We start from the raw sequence: 382 nt of genomic DNA on the forward strand, positions 1-382 counted from the left end.
CACAGCAGCGAAACCCACCGCGGTGAGGTCCGTGAATTCTGGAATGCCGAAGAGCCGGAAGGGCTGCTGCGGGCGCTGTTCGATGACCATGTTCACGACTCCCGCGCCTGGTTTCTCTACCTCTATGGGCGAGAGCCCTTTGGCAGCTATTTCGGCGAACGCATGGTCTTTTTCGGCGGCACTCATCGCCGGGCACTGGCGCGGCTGCCCGGACACGATGCTGCACTGCTGGCCGAGGGTGAAACGCCAGCGGCCGGTTCTCCAGCGCAGGCGCCTGAACCCCGCGAGATGAGCCCGGAGCAAATGGCCGAAGCGCAGAAACAGATCGAGGCTGACTGGCAGCGTTTCTACGCCAGCCTGGAGGAGAAGCATGATGTTCAGG

At 63.1% G+C, this 382-nt stretch carries 1 protein-coding gene; it reads left to right on the forward strand.

Annotated elements, in window-relative coordinates:
• On the forward strand, positions 1 to 382 hold a 382-nt coding region (locus DM374_RS32835), incomplete at both ends, for a T6SS phospholipase effector Tle1-like catalytic domain-containing protein (protein WP_450088437.1).

Source organism: Pseudomonas huaxiensis (assembly GCF_003231275.1).
GTDB classification, from domain to species: Bacteria; Pseudomonadota; Gammaproteobacteria; order Pseudomonadales; family Pseudomonadaceae; genus Aquipseudomonas; species Aquipseudomonas huaxiensis.